Source organism: Sorangium sp. So ce1014 (assembly GCF_051521505.1).
Classification (GTDB): Bacteria; Myxococcota_A; Polyangia; order Polyangiales; family Polyangiaceae; genus Sorangium.
The window spans coordinates 12,081,332-12,096,563 of sequence record NZ_CP150356.1 but is presented as its reverse complement, the minus strand read 5'-3'; the positions used below and the strand labels follow the sequence as shown (position 1 = coordinate 12,096,563).

General features: G+C 71.2%; 13 protein-coding genes and 1 other RNA gene. 5 read left to right on the top strand and 9 right to left on the bottom strand.

From position 1 onward, the window contains the following. Positions 1–9: 9 nt before the first annotated feature. The 5 genes from WME75_RS45595 to rpmE form a co-directional block, all read right to left on the bottom strand. Entirely contained in the window at positions 10–348 is a 339-nt protein-coding gene (locus WME75_RS45595) for a histidine triad nucleotide-binding protein (RefSeq protein ID WP_437484616.1), read from the bottom strand. An 82-nt stretch (positions 349–430) separates the two neighbouring features. Continuing rightward, entirely contained in the window at positions 431–994 is a 564-nt protein-coding gene (locus WME75_RS45590; RefSeq protein WP_437484615.1) for a hypothetical protein, read from the bottom strand. Then, the gene (gene prfA / locus WME75_RS45585) at positions 991–2,091 is read right to left on the bottom strand and encodes a peptide chain release factor 1 (RefSeq protein ID WP_437484614.1); all 1,101 of its coding nucleotides are present in this window, start codon (positions 2,089–2,091) and stop codon (positions 991–993) included. The genes WME75_RS45590 and prfA overlap by 4 nt, the downstream gene beginning before the upstream one ends. A gap of 65 nt (positions 2,092–2,156) precedes the next feature. Beyond that, positions 2,157–3,272, bottom strand: a complete 1,116-nt coding sequence (locus WME75_RS45580) for a DUF1385 domain-containing protein (protein WP_437484613.1) — start codon at positions 3,270–3,272, stop codon at positions 2,157–2,159. Between the two features lie 299 nt (positions 3,273–3,571). Continuing rightward, positions 3,572–3,787 carry a 50S ribosomal protein L31 gene (gene rpmE / locus WME75_RS45575; RefSeq protein ID WP_437484612.1) on the bottom strand — a complete coding sequence of 72 codons (216 nt, stop codon included), beginning with the start codon at positions 3,785–3,787 and terminating at the stop codon, positions 3,572–3,574. A 553-nt stretch (positions 3,788–4,340) separates the two neighbouring features. On the opposite strand from rpmE, the gene dnaK reads away from it, so the two are divergent. The 3 genes from dnaK (at position 4,341) to WME75_RS45560 (ending at position 9,149) form a co-directional block, all read left to right on the top strand. Next, complete coding sequence (gene dnaK, locus WME75_RS45570; RefSeq protein ID WP_437484611.1) at positions 4,341–6,260, top strand: molecular chaperone DnaK; 1,920 nt, start codon at positions 4,341–4,343, stop codon at positions 6,258–6,260. Positions 6,261–6,451: 191 nt separating this feature from the next. Beyond that, positions 6,452–8,476 carry a hypothetical protein gene (locus tag WME75_RS45565; RefSeq protein ID WP_437484610.1) on the top strand — a complete coding sequence of 675 codons (2,025 nt, stop codon included), beginning with the start codon at positions 6,452–6,454 and terminating at the stop codon, positions 8,474–8,476. A gap of 163 nt (positions 8,477–8,639) precedes the next feature. Then, positions 8,640–9,149 (top strand): TraR/DksA family transcriptional regulator, encoded by a 510-nt coding sequence (locus WME75_RS45560; RefSeq protein WP_437484608.1) that lies wholly within the window; start codon positions 8,640–8,642, stop codon positions 9,147–9,149. Between the two features lie 71 nt (positions 9,150–9,220). On the opposite strand, the gene WME75_RS45555 is transcribed toward WME75_RS45560, so the two are convergent. Both WME75_RS45555 and def read right to left on the bottom strand, forming a co-directional pair. Continuing rightward, positions 9,221–10,819 carry a bifunctional metallophosphatase/5'-nucleotidase gene (locus tag WME75_RS45555; protein ID WP_437484607.1) on the bottom strand — a complete coding sequence of 533 codons (1,599 nt, stop codon included), beginning with the start codon at positions 10,817–10,819 and terminating at the stop codon, positions 9,221–9,223. Between the two features lie 27 nt (positions 10,820–10,846). Beyond that, the gene (def, locus tag WME75_RS45550; RefSeq protein WP_437484606.1) at positions 10,847–11,422 is read right to left on the bottom strand and encodes a peptide deformylase; all 576 of its coding nucleotides are present in this window, start codon (positions 11,420–11,422) and stop codon (positions 10,847–10,849) included. A 106-nt stretch (positions 11,423–11,528) separates the two neighbouring features. Between def and WME75_RS45545 the strand changes: the two genes are divergently transcribed. Beyond that, entirely contained in the window at positions 11,529–12,452 is a 924-nt protein-coding gene (locus WME75_RS45545; RefSeq protein ID WP_437484605.1) for a hypothetical protein, read from the top strand. Positions 12,453–12,518: 66 nt separating this feature from the next. Here the strand turns inward: WME75_RS45545 and WME75_RS45540 are convergent, their stop codons facing one another. Beyond that, positions 12,519–13,307 carry a hypothetical protein gene (locus tag WME75_RS45540; RefSeq protein ID WP_437484604.1) on the bottom strand — a complete coding sequence of 263 codons (789 nt, stop codon included), beginning with the start codon at positions 13,305–13,307 and terminating at the stop codon, positions 12,519–12,521. A gap of 264 nt (positions 13,308–13,571) precedes the next feature. Here WME75_RS45540 and ffs point away from each other — a divergent pair. Beyond that, an RNA gene (ffs, locus tag WME75_RS45535) (signal recognition particle sRNA small type) lies at positions 13,572–13,661 on the top strand. Positions 13,662–13,748: 87 nt separating this feature from the next. On the opposite strand, the gene WME75_RS45530 is transcribed toward ffs, so the two are convergent. Beyond that, positions 13,749–15,218, bottom strand: coding sequence for a right-handed parallel beta-helix repeat-containing protein (locus WME75_RS45530; protein WP_437484603.1), 1,470 nt, complete (start codon positions 15,216–15,218; stop codon positions 13,749–13,751). Positions 15,219–15,232: the final 14 nt, after the last annotated feature.

Genomic DNA, 15,232 nt, shown 5'->3' with positions numbered 1-15,232 from the left:
TGGCCGGATTCAGCCCGGAGGCCAGGCCATGGGCCGTCCGCCCATGACGTGGACGTGGAGATGGAAGACCGTCTGACCGGCGTTCGCGCCGTTGTTCACCACGGTCCTGAAGCCGCTCTCCGCGATGCCGGTCAGCTCTGCCACCCGCCGCGCGGCGAGCAGCAGCCGGCCGAGGACGGCCTCGTCCTCGGCCGCGGCCTGGGCGATCCCCGCGATGTGGCGCTTCGGAACGACGAGCACGTGCGTCGGCGCCTGCGGGTTCACGTCGTGGAAGGCGAAGACGTGCTCGTCCTCCAGCACGACCTTCGACGGGATCTCCTTGTTCGCGATCTTGCAGAAGATGCACATGGTCGTCTCCTAGTACCGCGTCGTACCGCGCGTCAGAAATCCCTATCAGGATTTCTGACCGCCACCTCGCGGCGGCGCGGAGCTAGGGCGCTTGCGTATCGCGCCGCTCCCGGTCGCGAGGCATCGCCCTTGTCGCAGGATCCGGCTCTCCCGGCTCCCCCTGCCCAGGACTTTCCACGGCTCCGCCGTGCCCGTCGCTGGGCAGCAGCCGGGCGAGCGCGCGCTCGATCCGAGAGGTATCCGCTGGCTCCGGGAGCAGGTCGTCGGGCAACGCGGCGCCCGCCGCCGGGCTCGGCGCAGCGCCTCCGTCGTCCTGCTGCCCGGCTCGCGGGACCGCCCCGCGCGCGACCGCGATGCGGAGCACTGCGAGCTCGAGGTCGTCGAGCGCGGCGGTGCGCTTCAGCCCGAGCGATGGCACGTCGTAAGTGAGCCGCGCGCCGCCGCTCGCCTCGGGCGCGAGCCCGGCGCGGCACGCGCCGGCGACCAGCTGCCGCACGATGCTCCTGAGCAGCGCCGCCCGCCGCCGCACCCGGCGCGCTGCCGGGTCGGCGTAGAGCGAGAAGAAGCGGTTTCGCGAGAATGTGGACGGCGCCAGCACGAGCGCGACGAACAGCGCCTCCAGATCGATGGGCGGCGGCGCCCTCACGTCGCGGGCCCCACCGCGCCCGCGGCCTCCGAGAGCCCGCCGCGCCGCAGGAGCTCGGCCTGACGGTGCGTGCGCAGCGCGCCGATGAGCTCGTCGAGATCCCCTTCGATGATCTTGTCGAGCTTGTGCAGCGTGAGGCCGATCCGGTGATCCGTCACCCGGTTCTGCGGGAAGTTGTAGGTCCGCACCTTCTGCGCGCGCTCCCCCGTGCCGACCATGGTCCTTCGCTCGGCGCTCTGGGCCTCCTCCTGCCGGCGCTGCTCCAGCTCGAGCAGCCGGCTCCGGAGCACCTTGAGCGCCTTCGCCTTGTTCTTCAGCTGGGAGCGCTCGTCCTGGCACTTCACGATCATGCCTGTCGGCAAGTGCTTGATCTGCACGGCGCTGTTCGTCGTGTTGACCCCCTGACCGCCGGGGCCCCCCGACGCGGCGATCGAGATCTCCAGATCCTTGTCGTCGATGTGCACGTCGACCTCGTCCGCCTCGGGGAGGACGGCGACGGTCGCGGTCGAGGTGTGGATGCGCCCCTGCGTCTCCGTCGAGGGGACGCGCTGCACGCGGTGAACGCCGCCTTCGTAACGGAGGTGGGAGAAGACGTCCTGCCCCGTGATCAGCGCCGCGACCTCCTTGTAGCCGCCGGCCGAGGCCTCGCTCAGGTTGAGCACCTCGACCTTCCACCGCTTCGTCTCCGCGTAGCGGCAGAGCATGCGGAAGAGGTCGGCGGCGAACAGCGCCGCCTCCTCGCCGCCCTCGCCGCTCCGGATCTCGATCACGGTGTTTCGCGTCTCGTTCGGGTCCTTCGGCAGGAGGAGCACCTCGAGCTCACCGGCGAGCCGCTCCCGCTCGAGCTCGAGCTCGGGCAGCTCCGCCTGGGCGAGCTCGGCCAGGTCGGGATCGTTGAGCGCCTCCCGGTCCTCGGCGATGCGGCGCTCGACGTCCCGCAGCCGAGCGAAGGCGGCGACCACCGGCTCGATCTCGGTCCGCTCGCGGTTGAGCCGCTGGAGCTCGGCCGGCGCCGAGAGCACCGCAGCGTTGCACATGAGGTGCTCGAGTTCCTGAAAGCGGCGCTGGACCGCCTCGAGTTTCGCGATAGGTAGCATCTGCAATCCGAAGACGGCGCGGAGTTGGACGGCGGCGGCGAGGCGTGCGGCGGCGCCGGTGCGCGCTAGCCGGGGGCGCCAGCGTAGCCGGGGTCGGCCAGCAGCTTGGAGTAGTCCTCGAACACCCGATCCGGCTGGGCCGGAGCGGCCACCGACTCCTCCCGCCAGAGCGTCGCGCGGAGCGAGGCGAGGGCGACCTCCAGCTGCGCGTCCTCGGGCTCCGCCGTCGTGATCTTCTGGACCAGGAACCCCGGCCAGAGCAGCGCGCGGAGCGGGCCGGTGGTGCAGTAGCGCGCGAAGATCCGCTGGATCTCGAAGGTCACCGCGGCGATGAGCGGGAGGAACGGCAGCTTCATCAGGAAGAAGCCGACGCTCTCGACGAGCCGGCCGCCGGGCAGCTTGGGCAGGAACGCCGCGAGGGACGCCCCGGCCACCGAGAACACAACGATCGACACGAGCGCCACCATGACCAGGAAGGTCGTCCCGCAACGAGGGTGCATGGCCGTCTTCCGGCGCGCGTTCTCGACCTCGAGCGCCTCGCGCGCCTCGTAGGTGGAGATCGCCTTGTGCTCCGCCCCGTGGTACTGGAAAACGCGCCGAACCTCGGAGATCTGGCGGATCAGGAGGAGGTAGGTGACGACGATGGCCAGCTTCGCCACGCCCGTGATCGCCTGGAACCCCGGCGACGTGACCTCCAGCTGGAGGCCCAGGAGCTTGTTGACCAGCTCGGCGCCGGCCTGAGGCGCCGCCACGAAGAGCAGGACGGCGAAGAGGATCGGGATCACGCCCATCCCCCCTCCCCGCTTCTTCCCGTCCGCGCCGCCTGCGCCAGGGCTGCCCGAGATCTGCGCGGGCTCCCCGTCCTGCGTCGCGATCGCGGCCATGCTGAGCGCCAGCGAGGTGAGGGTCGCTCCGCTCGCCTGTCCGGCGCTCGAGCGCTTGGACGCCGGGCCCTTGGTCGCGGCCGCCTCTTCGGCCGAGAGATCCTGCTCGTAGAGGTCCGCAGACCACCGGAGCGCCTGGGATCCGAGGCGCAGCGACTCCACGAGCGTCGCGACCCCCCGCACGAAGGGCCAGGTGCGTGGCCCCTTCGAGATCGCGGTCATCGGCTGCTCGCGCACCACGAGCTCCCCCGAGCGGCGCCGGCAGACGATGGCGACCGAGCTCGGCGATCGCATCATGACCCCTTCAATCACCGCTTGGCCGCCAATATACGGACGTGCAGGCTGATCGCTCATACGCGTTCCAATCTAGCGCATAACGCGGCGGGCGCATCGCGCCCGGCCGACCAGCGCCGCGAATGTGGATGGGCGAGGTCGTCCGCAGCGCGACGTCTCGACCGCCCGCCCTGCGCGGCTCGGCCGCTCGTGAACCGCGGCGAGCTCGGGACGCGCCGAGCCCTCCGCCACGCCCCGGGCGGGTGCGGCGTGACGGACGTATCTGAAAAGGAGGGATTCGGGGATGTCGGTCGGGCGGGCGTTCAGACCGCCGGCTTGGCAGCGGTCCCGTACTTCCTGCGGAAGCGATCGACGCGACCGGCGACGTCCATGATCTTGTGCTTGCCCGTGTAGAACGGGTGGCAGGCCGAGCAGACGTCGGTGGTAAAGCTGCCGCGGGTGGAGCGGGTCTCGACGACGGCGCCGCACGCGCAGGTGATCGTGGAGTCCTTGTACTCGGGGTGGATGCCGGGCTTCATGGTGAGTCCTTCGGGTGTTGCGAGGGAGGGCGCCTATAGCTCAGCGCGTCTCGGACCGCAAGAAGCCCCTCCGGCGCGCCGCTCTTCCATCTCCCCGGCCTGTGTCTCCCGGACCGGGCGTCCGGCGCGGGATGCGCGGCGGCATGTACGAACAGAGCGGCCGGGGAGGGTCCTGGCGTAGCCGGCGGAGCCCGCCGCTCCGTACCAGCACATCGGACCGGGACACCGGCACGAAGCGCTGGGCAGCACGGAGGGTGGACGACCTACGTGCGGCCCGGGGTCGCTCCGGTCAAGGGCCGGGGGACGGGCCGGGCCGCGCGCACGGCAATTGCTAGGGGCGGCGTTGACGCTCGGGTGCACATGGTTAGTTTCGCGGTCGCGAGCCAGCGAGCTCGCGAAATTCGGCGAAAGTATCCGGATTCCCAGCGGTTTTGACGGCTCTGGAGCAGAGGCTCGCGGCAGCTGTCAGCCGAGCCCTGCTGGCCGGTCGGGTCTTCTCGCCCCCCGCGGCTACCAAGCCGTCGCGCAAACATTTCTCGGAGGGTTCAACGTCATGGGCAAGATCATCGGCATCGATCTCGGCACGACCAACAGCGTCGTCGCGGTGATGGAGGGCAAGGAGCCCAAGGTCATCGTGAATGAGGAAGGCTCGCGCCTCACGCCGTCCGTCGTGGCCTGGGACGACAAGGGCGAGGTGCTCGTTGGACAGATCGCCAAGCGCCAGGCGGTCACGAACCCCACCAACACCATCTACTCGGTCAAGCGCTTCATGGGGCGCCGGGCCGAGGAGGTGCAGGAAGAGTCGAAGCGCATCCCGTACAAGGTCAGCAAGGGCAAGAACGGCGACGCCTCGATCGAGGTACGCGGCAAGCAGGTCTCGCCGCCCGAGGTCTCGGCGAAGGTCCTGCAGAAGCTGAAGAAGGCCGCGGAGGACTATCTCGGCGAGAAGGTGACCGAGGCCGTCATCACCGTGCCGGCCTACTTCAACGACGCGCAGCGGCAGGCCACCAAGGACGCCGGCCGCATCGCCGGGCTCGAGGTGAAGCGCATCGTCAACGAGCCCACGGCGGCCGCGCTGGCGTACGGGCTCGACAAGAAGAACGAGCAGGTCATCGCCGTCTACGACTTCGGCGGCGGCACGTTCGACATCTCGATCCTCGAGGTCGGCGACAACGTCGTGCAGGTCATCTCGACCAACGGCGACACCCACCTCGGCGGCGACGACGTCGACCACCTCGTGATGGACTGGCTCGCGGCCGAGTTCAAGAAGGACACGGGCATCGACGTCTCGAACGACAAGATGGTCGTGCAGCGGCTCAAGGACGCCGCGGAGCAGGCGAAGATCGAGCTGTCGAACGTGCAGGAGACGACGATCAACCTGCCGTTCTTGACCGCGGACGCCTCGGGGCCGAAGCACCTCCAGAAGCAGCTCACCCGGGCGAAGCTCGAGCAGATGATCCGGCCGCTCATCGACCGCACGCTCGAGCCGACCCGCAAGGCGCTCGCCGACGCGAAGAAGACGCCGCAGCAGATCGACGAGATCGTCCTCGTCGGCGGCTCGACCCGCACCCCGCTCGTCCAGGAGACGGTCAAGAAGTTCTTCGGCAAGGAGCCGCACAAGGGCGTGAACCCGGACGAGGTCGTGGCCGTCGGCGCCGCGGTCCAGGCGGGCGTGCTCTCGGGCGAAGTGAAGGATCTCGTGCTGCTCGACGTCACGCCGCTCTCGCTCGGCGTCGAGACGCTCGGCGGCGTGATGACCGTGATGATCTCGAGGAACACCACGATCCCGACGCAGAAGAAGGAGATCTTCTCGACCGCGACCGACAGCCAGCCGAGCGTCGAGGTCCACGTCCTCCAGGGCGAGCGCACCGAGGCCCGCTACAACCGGACCCTGGGCCGCTTCCACCTGGAAGGGATCATGCCGGCGCCCCGCGGCGTGCCGAAGATCGAGGTGACGTTCGACATCGACGCGAACGGCATCCTGTCGGTGCACGCCAAGGACACCGCCACCGGCAAGGATCAGCGCATCACCATCACGGCGTCGGGCGGCCTGAAGGAGGACGAGATCAACCGGATGGTCAGCGAGGCGGCGTCGCACGAGGCCGAGGACAAGCGGCGCCGCGAGGAGATCGAGCGGCGCAACAAGCTCGACAACCTCTGTTACACGCTGGAGAAGACGATCAGCGAGAACAAGGACAAGCTGCCGGAGGGCGACGTCTCGGCGCTGAACGGGATCATCGCCGAGGGCCGGTCGGCCATCGAGAAGCAGGACGACGCCGCCGTGACGGTGGCGCTGGAGCGGCTCGAGAAGGAGGCGCACCGGATCGCGAGCGTCATGTACGAGAAGGCCGGCCCGCCGCAGGACGGCGGGGGCGCCACGCCCGGCGCTCCGGGAGGCCAGCCGCCGCCCCCGCCCGCCGGCGGCAAGGGGAAGGATTCGGTCATCGACGCGGAGTTCGAAGAGTCGAACTGATCGCCGCGAGGTGAGCCCTCCTCGAGGGGCGTAACTGACGCAACGAGCAACGAGCGCGGCTTCGTCCGCGCTCGTTTGCATTTGCCTTCCGCGCCTCGAGCCCGCGAGGTCGGCGCGGACCGCCGGAACTCCCCCGCCGCGCTCTCCTTGGGCGTCGACTCGGATGTCAGGGAGCCGTATAACCGGCGCTCATGCGAACCCTCCTGCCGCTCGCCACCCTGGTCCTGATGGCCGGTCCCGTCGCCTGTGGGCCGTCCCCCACGCCTGCCGCGCCGACAGGAGGACAGGGAGAGGTCAAGGCCGGACCTCCCCAGGCCGCGAGCCCCGCGTTCGATCTATCCCCCGTCGCCGAGCCCGCCGACGTCGTGGGCGTGCTCCGCTGGAGCAGCCCGGCGGCCACGCTGTCGAGCATCGCCACCTGCGCCGGGCTGCCGCCGGCGCTCGCCGAGGCGGGCGCGCAGGGGCTCTCCGCGGGCGTCCTGAGCGAGCTCGTGAGCCCCTCCATCGACACGAACCAGCTCGCCGCGGTGCTCGCGCTCGACGCGCCGGTGCACCTCATCGTCGCGCTCGACGACAGCTCGAAGCGGGGCAACCCGGTCGCGGCCGTGTCGCTCGGGCTCACGTCGCTGGAGCGGGCCAGGGGCGCGCTCGAGGCCGGCGCCACCCTCACCGAGGTGAAGCCGGGCATGTGGAAGATCGGCGGCAAGGAGCGCGCGTCGTCGAGCTGCTTCCTCGCCGCGTCCGCGGGCTCGACGCCGGCGCGGCTCCTCTGCGGCGAGCGGGACCGGGATGTGACGACCCTCGGGCCTTACCTCGCGCGCACGCTGCCGACGCTCGCGCCCGGGGCGCGCGACATCCACGGCGAGGTCCGCTTCGTCCCGCTCAGCACGAAGTACGGCGACATGGCCAAGCAGCAGCTCGGCGGGCTCCCGATCCTCGCGCAGAGCCAGCTCTCGATCGGGCAGCCCCAGTTCGACCGGGCGCTCACCGACGCGACCGCCGCCGTCCAGGAGGAGCTCGAGGCGCTGATCAACGACGCGAACAGGGCGGTCGTCGATCTCCAGGTCGACAACCAGTCCTGCGTGAACCTCACGGCGGCCCTGGAGCTGCGGGGCAAGTCGTCGTGGCTGGCGCAGACGATGGCCGACGGCGCGAACCGCGCCGGGCCCGCGCCGGCGCTCTACTGGCGCGTGCCGAAGGACAGCCACGGCGCCTTCTTCGACCAGGGCTACGACCCGGCGCACTACGGCGGCATCCTGAAGACGCTGCGCGCGATGCTCGAGGGGTGGCTCGAGAAGGAAAAGATCGGCAAGCCCGCCGATCGCAAGGCGCTCGCCGACGTCCTCTCGCTGCCGATCAACCAGGCGCCCGGCGTGTCCGCCCACGGGTACTTCGACGCGCCGCCTGCCGCCGCGAAGGCCGGGAAGCCGTCGCCTAACCAGGTGTTCGACAGCATGATGGGCGGCCTCGTCGGCTGGAACCTGTTCGGGTTCGAGGAGGCGCCCGACACGCACATCAAGTACCTGAAGAACGTCGTCACCGCCTACAACACGCCCGCGCTGCGCAAGCGGCTCCCGGAGCTCGACATCGATTTGAAGGATCTGCCGACGGTCAAGACCGTGCAGGCGCCGAAGGAGCTCGGGACGAAGTCGCTCGCCGTCGAGATCCAGATCACCAACGAGCTGCCGTCGCTCGACGCCGACGCGGAGCCGGCGCCCTCCGGCAAGGCCAAGCCGAAGCCCAAGATGACGGTGACGCTGCACCTCTTCCTCATGGGTGAAGAGAAGACGACGTGGATCGCGTTCGGGCACGACAAGCGTGAGCTGCTGAGGCGGCTCGCCATGGTGAAAGCGGGCGCCCCCGACACCGAGACGCTCGCGTCGCGCCCGGGGCTAGAGAAGCTGAAGACCGGGAAGTTCGTCTCGGGTGGATTCTCGACGCTCGCCCCGATCACCCGCACGCTCCAGAGCGTGCTCGCGACGATGGACAGTCCCGGCGCGGCGCCGGTCGTGCTGCCCCCGGAAGCCCGGCGGTTCGGCGAAGCGCTGGCAAAGCTCCCCCACAAAGGGGAAGGGCTGATGTTCCTCACGACGCACGACCAAGGCGGCGCCGCGCCGCGCGCCGAGCTCTCGATCAACGTGTCGAAGCCCGTGATCGAGGACATCGGCGCGCTCCTCGCCGCGGGGCTCCAGATGGCCGGCATCACGAAGCCATAGGCCCCCGGATGCGCTATCACAGGCAGGAGCGCAGCCCAGCCCAGCACGGCCGCTCCTGCTCGGTCGTGTCCTCTGGACGACGCGCGCAGCGCGTGCGTCGTCCGCCCACGTTCAAGACCGGTACGCGAATTGCCCAGCTGCTTGAAGAGATGAGAGGAAACCAATGAACAACCGTGAAGGTGCGAGTCGCGACGGAACCAGCCCGGAGCGGCCGGAGACGTCCGAGAACACCACGGCGGCAGCCCCCATGCCGAAGCCGCCCGTGCGCCGCGCGGCGCCCGATACGGACGACTCCGATCTGCCCGAGCTGGCACCGGAGCAGCTCAGCGAGCTCAAGCAGGCGCTCGAGGAGCGCCGGGCAAGCCTCGTCGCCAACATCGATGAGCGGCAGCACGCGGAGCGCGACGTCTCGCGAGAGGTAGGCGACGAGATGGACGAGGCCAACGCCGAGGGCGCGACCTCGCTGACATCGAAGCTCCTGGAGCGCGATGTCCGGGTGCTCGCGGAGATCGACCGCGCGCTCGTCAAGATAAAGGAAGGGACCTACGGGATGTGCGAGGGCACCGGCGAGCCCATCGGCTATCGCCGCCTCAAGCTGCGCCCGTGGGCGCGCTACAGCGTCGCCTACCAGGAACAGATCGAGCGCGAGGAGCGGACCGGCGGCGGCTCCTGAGCCCGCCCTGCCAGCGCACGTCCCGCGCCGCGTCAACGCGGGTCGCGGGACGTGCGCTGGCAGGACGCTAGCTAGCGGAAGCGCGCGTCCAGCGGAGCGCTCGAGCTCGTACCGAGCGCCTTCGTCCACGCGATCACCGGCGCGCGCCAGTCAAGACCCGTCCAGCGCGGCGAGGGATCCTGGGCCTGGAAGCGAAAGCCGTCCCCGCCGTAGTAGAGAAAATCGATCGTCGCGACGGTGTAGCGGCGGTCCTCGTCCAGCAAGCGCCCATCGGACAGGGCATAGCGACCGCCGACCGACGGCGATAGGCCGACGAGCACCGCATCGCGGTGGCGGAGCGTCTCGAGGATATCGCTGCCCCGGAGCGAGCAGATGACCAGCTTGTTGTCGAACGGAAGGACGGAAAATACCGTTGCTTTCGTGATCGGTCCCCTCGGGAGGGCCTGCCGGATACCGTCCTTGTTCAGGATCGCGAGGTCGACCCCGAGCTGATCGCGCCACGCCCCTGCGATCCAGCGCTGGATCTCGGCGGAGTCGCGCTCCATTCCGTCGCTTGAATACCCGATCTGCTCGCCGAGCGCGGCGTCCAGCGCGCGCTGCCAGCCCGCGGTGGCCTTGACGAGCGCCTCATCGGGCGGGACCGCGGGCGCGCCCTCCGGGTGGGCCACGTCGACCACCTCCGTGGAGGCCGACACCACGCGCTGCTGCAGCGGACGACGCGGATCGATCTCGAGCGAGACACGGGCGTAGCTGCGCATCCGCCAGCCGGGGTTGACGAGCGGGACGCCGCCCACGCGCAGCTCGGCCTTCCTGTGGCAGTGCCCGGCGCCGACGAACGACAGGCGCCACTCGGGGTAACGCGCGAGGATCGGCTCGAGCACGTCCTGGCACTCGTGGGCGACGAGCACGAGCGCGTCCGGCGCGGCGCGCCACGCCTCGGGGATGGCGCGCGCGAGCGCCGCCTCCTCGCCCTGAATATCGATGCCTTCGAAGCGGCTCGCCGTCGCGGCCTCGCGGGTGCGCGCCGTCGCCAGGCCGACGACGCCGATGCGCAGGCCGCGCCGCTCGAACACGGCGAAGGAAGGCAGCGCGAAGGCGGAGAGCGCTGGATCCGTCACGCGCAGGTTCGCCGCCAGGTAGGTGGCCCGGGACCGTGTCCTGTTCTGGAGGAAGGCGTCCCTGCCGAAATCGAACTCATGATTTCCGAAGGCCGACGCGGCGTAGCCCATGCGCGCCATCGCATCGGCCATCGGCGCCCCCATGAAATAGGAAGAGATCGCGGGGCCGGTCCAGTTGTCGCCGCCGGAGAGCGCGAGCGTCGACGGGTCCTGGCAGGCGGGCAACGGAGGGAGGCGAGGCGAAGCCCCGGGCGCCGGGTCAGCGCAGTGGCCCTCGCGCGAGATCCACACGGCCAGCATCTCGGCTGCGCCGCCGAGCACCGTGTTCTTCTCGGTGGTGGGCAGGAGCCACCCGTGCTCGTCGGTCGTGTAGAGAAGGGTGATCGCCGCCGGAGCGCGCTCGGCCGGAGCCGGCGCCCTCGCGGCGGCCGTCGTCGCCTCCCTCGGGTCGCACGCGGCCAGGGACAGGAGCGCGTGCGCGCCGAGCGAGAGCGCGACGATCCCGCTCGCTGCGCGGGACCGTCGCGCCGCCGGCGCAGCGCTCACGGGCATCGACCCGGCTCCGCGCGGCGAAGCACCTCAGCCGCCCATCCGCTGGATGAACGGGACGATGCGCTCGACGAAGGGCTGCTTGTGGTAGCGATCGAACTCCGCCCAGGTGCAGAGCGTGCGGGGATCCTTCACGCGATCGACGAAGAGCACGCCGTCGACGTGGTCCTTCTCGTGCTGGAAGGTGCCCGCCGACAGTCCGCGCACGACGCGATCGATCGGCTTCCCGTCGCGATCCAGGCCGGTCAGCCGGATCTCGGTGGTGCGATCGACGACGCCCCTCAGGTTCGGGACGCTCAGGCACCCTTCGTAGTTCTCGAACGTCTCCTGTGTGAGCGGCTCGATCGCCGGATTGACCACGATCGTGAGCGGGATGTTCGGCTTGTACGGATACCGCGGGTTGTTCTGGACCTCGACCGCGAAGATCCGCACCGGCGCGTGGACCTGCGTGGCGGCGATGCCCGCGCCGTTCGCGTCGCGCATCGTCTCGACAAGGTCGTCGATGAACGCCTGCATGGCAGGAGAGGAGAGCTCTTCCGGCGTGACCTCGCGCGCTCGCTGCCTGAGAACGGGGTTGCCGATGTGGGCGATTTTCAGGAGCGTCACGCCGCGATCGTACCATGCGCGCGCGCCGGCGACCCGGCCTGCGACGGCCTCCGTTCACGCGCCCGGCCATGCGGCGCGCGGCAGCGTCGGCTATGGAGAGGGGGCCATGCACGACTTCCCCGACGAGCCGCACGTCCCCGCGCAGCAGCAGGCGACCGCCGTCATGCACCTCCGCTTCGAAGACGTCAGCCAGAGCGGACGGGTGATGCTGGACGCGCTGCCGCACGGCCTCGGACCCGCGGTCTGGGTGAAGCTCATGCGAGCGAGCCCCATCGAGGCGCTGATGACCACACAGGGGATCATCCCGATCCTCACCCGCCTCATCATCGAGGGCGGCGACGGCCCGATCGCGGCGCGGGAGCCGCTGCAGCTCGAGGGCCGCTACCAGCTCGCGCGCACGGAGGACGCCGCGTCCGAGGTGAACCGGCTGATCCTGGCCATGTGGCTCTCGGCCACCGCGCGCCGCAGCCGGACCTACGGCCCGCCGCCGCCCGGCGCCGGCGAGCCGATCCAGGTCGGCCGCGTGTTCGCGGAGCACGTCTTCACGCGGCCCTTCGCCGAGCCCGGGGCGCGCAAGGTGCTGCGCTTCGACTCGCCGGATCTGCCGCCGGTGCCGCCGGAGCGCTACGCGTGGCGCTCGCCGGAGACGCTGATGGTCCTGCCGACGGGCGCGGAGCCGTTCGACGCGGAGCCGACCCTGGATCCGGTCTCCGTCGCGTTCGGCCTGGATCACACGGACGGGAACCAGCACGTGAACTCGCTCGTGTACCCGCGGCTCTTCACGGAGGCCGCGCTCCGGCGCCTCGCGGCGCACGGGCACAGCACGGCGCTGCTCGCCCGCAGGGTGGAGGTCGCCTACCGCAAGCCGTGCTTCGCGGGCGCGCGGGCGAGGATCTTGCTGCGCACGTTCGCGATCGACGGCGCGCTCGGCGCGCTCGGCGCGTTCGTGCCGGATCCGCCGGAAGACGCCGCGAGCGCAGCCCCCGACGCGCGCGCCTACTGCACCCTCCGCACGCTGTTCCAGGGCTGAGCGGGCCCTCGGGCGAGCGCGCCGCCGCCTCGAAAGAGAGCGGCCTGCGCGCGGCCACCGGGCGCGCTACGCGCTTACCGGGCGGGGGAGGCCGGCGCGGTCGGCGATCTCGTCGTGGAAGGCGCGGAACGTCGACTCCCGCGGCCACGAGGGCGCGTCGGCGAGGAGCTCTCCGACGCGGGTGAGCTCGCCCTCGTCGATGGCGATGACGGCGGCGGCGTAGCGCATGGCCCAGAAGACGAGCGGGCTGGCCTCGCTCGCGCGCTCCAGCAGCGCGCGATCACCCGGCACGCTCGTGTGCGCGAAGGCGCGGGCGAGCGCGCCGGCAGCCACCCGCAAGGTGACCACCCGGTCGCGGAACGGAGCGCTGACCTTCGGGGGCGGGAGGCGCTCCAGGCGACCGGCCCGATCGAGGGCCGTGTCGAGATCGCCTTCGAACGTGCAGAGGAGCGTGTCCAGGAAGAGCCGGTGCTCCAGGGCCGCCTCCCACGCCGGCCCCCGCTCGGCAGCCGCCATGGCCGCCCGCGCCTTCTCGACCCAGCCGTAGGCAGCGAACGCCGTCGCCGTCATGAGCGGAGCCATCGTGGCGGGGTGCGGGATGCGGTGGAGCGTCGGCGACCAGCGCTGCAGCACCGAGCCCACATCGCCCGAGCGGAGCAGCCTGCGCAGCTTGCGGCGAGCGAGCCAGCGGGCCGCAGCGAACGCGAGGACCACGCTCAGCACCGCCGTCATGATCACCGGCTGCTGCCAGGCGAACTGGAGCGCGGCCGCCGCCAGCGCTGCAGAGCCGGTGAAGAGCAGCACCGAGATCAGCCGGCTGCCCCGTCCCTCGTCCTCGGAATCGAACGGATCCACGACACTTCCAAGCGTACGGGGCTTCCCGTACGAGGCAAGTCCCGTACGACGCCCGCTCCGGCGCCGTCGCACGTCGCTCCCGCGCTCTGAATTGCACTCCGACTGCGGTCCGATGGCGCCCGGAGGAGCACCAGGGGAGGCGCGGAGCTCGCCACGGAGCCGCGACGCACGCAGCCACGAAACATCGCCGCGCGCTCCATGGGGCTCGACACGGCGCAGAGGTTCGACTACGAAGTCCGTGCGTCAGGCGACAGCGCCTGGACTTCATGGGTCCGCCGACAGCGCGCCGTGAACCCCGCCAGGCCCGGAAGGGAGCAACGGTAGCGGAAAGCGAGTGTGGCGGGCCCACTTGCTTTTTGTGGGCTCGAACCTCTCCCGCACCCACCTGGGGCGCGGTCCCGGAGCCCGACGCCGGGTCGCTGTCGTGGCGCTGCCTGCCGATCAGGGCGCTTCGAGCGCCGCCGGCGCGAGGGGCGCGAGAGGCACGGAGAAGAGCGCGTCCGGGCTCGTCGTGATGCGCGGGACATCCGTGGCGCGCAGCGGGCTGACGCCGCCGGCGGGCAGGCGCTGCTGCACGATACCCGCCGCCTCGTCGCCGCCCTCCAGCGTGACGGCCGCGATGCGGCTGTCCGGGCCGACGTCGCCGTCGATGAGCACGCTCGCTCGGCGCGACGGGCGGATGGATGGATTGCTGGACTCGAGCCCGTTGCCGCTCAGGACGAGCCCGGAGATCGACGCCTGCGCCCGCTCCTGCCAGCTCACGCCGTCGCCCACGACCTCCTGGGAGTGCTCGCCGCCCGCGCTCACCACCGCGGAGTCGGCGAAGGTCCCGGCGATGCGCATGCCGTCGATGATGATGCCGCGCGCGTCGCCGCTCATCCCCAGGCCGATGGCCCTGTTCTTCTCGAGGACGCCCCCCCGGAGCGCGACGGCCTGCTCCGGCGTCGTGTTCTGGATCCAGATCCCGGGCTGGTTGCCGCTCACCTCGAAGCCCTCGCCGTCGAGGCCAAGGGACGCGCTCGCGCGATCGATCAGGAGACCGAAGCCGCTGTTGTCGGCGACCCTGAGGGCCGCCCCGTCGAGGGTCGAGCAGCCGGACACCGAGACGCCGCCGCTCGGGTCGAACCCGCTCAGGCCATTGCCGCTCACCTCGACGCGGGACATCGCGGCGCGCGCCCCGACGAGCGCCACGCCGACCACCTTGTTGTCGCGGAGGATCGCGTCCTCGACCTCGAGCTCCACCTGCGCCTCGCAGTCGCATCCGCCGGTGCACTGCGCCCAGAGACCCGGACCCCGCGAGCCGGAGACGATGGACCGCACCACCGAGACGCGATCGGCGTCGAACGCGCTCAGGCCGTAGCGCGCCGAGCCCTCGATCGCGGACTCGACGACGTCGAGCCGCGCGCCGAGGCCGAGCGTCACGCCGTCGGACGCGCTCCCGGTGACGCGCACCGCCTCGATCCTCACCCGCGCGCCGGAGGCGAGCGCCACGCCGCCCTCTCGCACCGTGAGCCCGCGGAGGACCGCGCCGTCGCCGGCCGCGAGCGAGACCGCCGCCACCGACACGGAGCCGGCGCCCCGGCCCAGCAGGCTGACGCCGGGAGGCAGAGCGACCGGTCCATAGACGCCGGGTCCGAGCGCGATGCACGCCCCGGGTCGAGCCGCGTCGGCGGCCGGCGAGAGCGCCGCGTCGCCCGCGATCTCGAACACCTCGGCGCAGTCGACGGAAGCGGCGCAGAAGTCGCCATCGCAGAGCGCTCCGGCGGGGACGCCGATGCACGCGCCGGAGGCGGCGCGCGCGCCCGGGCACGCGCCCTTCGGTTCAGGGTCCGACGCGCACCCGAGCGCCGCCGGGCCGAGGACGGCCGCGGCGGTCAAAACGAGGGCTGCCTGATTCCAAGCCTTGATCATGACGAACGTCTCCC